At 61.7% G+C, this 1,301-nt stretch carries 1 protein-coding gene and 1 pseudogene; both read left to right on the top strand.

The annotated features are described in order from the left end of the window. The coding region (locus EN893_RS34255) for an aldehyde dehydrogenase family protein (RefSeq protein ID WP_128362183.1) at window positions 1-1,104 on the top strand (1,104 nt) is incomplete at its 5' end. A 36-nt stretch (window positions 1,105-1,140) separates the two neighbouring features. Beyond that, window positions 1,141-1,301 (top strand): annotated as a pseudogene (locus EN893_RS34260) (sugar ABC transporter substrate-binding protein); the annotation flags it as partial.

A 1,301-nucleotide genomic window follows, 5' to 3' on the forward strand; every position in this document is an offset into this window, starting at 1 on the left:
TTGCATGGTGAATCCTACGCCAATCTCGGCGATGCCATGCTGGGCGTCGTCCTGCGCGAGCCGATCGGCGTCGTCTCGATCATCACTCCATGGAATTTCCCGTTCCTGATCGTCAGCCAGAAACTGCCCTTCGCGCTCGCCGCCGGCTGCACGGCGGTGGTCAAGCCTAGCGAAATGACCTCGGCGTCGACCTTCGTGCTCGGCGATATCCTGATGCAGGCCGGCCTGCCCGCCGGCGTAGTCAACATCCTCGCCGGCTTTGGTGCCGACGTCGGCGCGCCGATGGTCAGTCATCCCCTGGTCGAGATGGTGTCGTTCACCGGCTCCACCCGCGTCGGCAAGATGACGATGGCCTCGGCCGCGCAGTCGCTGAAGAAAGTCTCGATGGAACTCGGCGGCAAGAACGGCCAGATCGTCTTCCCCGACGCCGACCTCGAAGCGGCCGCCGATGCGGCGGTGTTCGGCGGCTTCTTCAATGCCGGCGAGTGCTGCAATGCCGGCAGCCGGCTGATCGTTCACGAGGCGATCGCCGACGATTTTCTCAGCACCGTCAAGGCGCTTGCCGCCAGGGTCACGGTCGGCGATCCGCTCGATGACCAAACCAAGGTCGGCGCGATGATCTCGTCCGACCATCTGAAGAAGGTGGCCGGCTATGTTTCTGCCGCTGAAGGCGACGGCAGCCAGGTTTACAGCGGAGGCAAGCAATTGGCCTCCAATGTCGGCCAATATCTTGATCCCACCATCATCCGCGGCGTTACCGAGGAGATGGCCATAGCGCGCGAGGAAGTGTTCGGTCCGGTGCTCTCGGTGCTGACTTTTGAATCGATTGAAAAGGCGTTGCACATCGCCAACAACACGCCCTATGGTTTGTCGGCGGGCGTGTGGAGCGCCAGCATCGACACTTGCATGTCGGTCGCGCGTGGAGTGCGTTCGGGAACCGTTTGGGTGAACACATTCATGGAAGGTTATCCCGAGCTGCCTTTCGGAGGCTACAAGCAGTCCGGTCTCGGACGCGAACTCGGCAAACGCGCCGTCGAGGACTATACCGAGGAAAAGACAATTCAGTTTCATCGCGGCCAGCGCACCGGATGGTGGGTCGGCTGAGTTGAGAAGAACCCGGTGGGCTTCACCGGTCGTGTAATGCAACAAGGGAGGAAGTACATGTTGCGCAAACTGCTTATCGGAACGGCTCTCGCGTCGGGCCTGGCTTTCGCGGCCCACGCCGAGGACGTCAAGGAAGTGCAGATGCTGCATTGGTGGACGTCGGGCGGCGAAGCGGCTGCTCTCAACGTCCTTAAAGG

Origin of the sequence: Mesorhizobium sp. M7A.F.Ca.CA.004.04.2.1, from assembly GCF_004022825.1 — a bacterium.
In the GTDB taxonomy this organism is placed as follows: domain Bacteria; phylum Pseudomonadota; class Alphaproteobacteria; order Rhizobiales; family Rhizobiaceae; genus Mesorhizobium.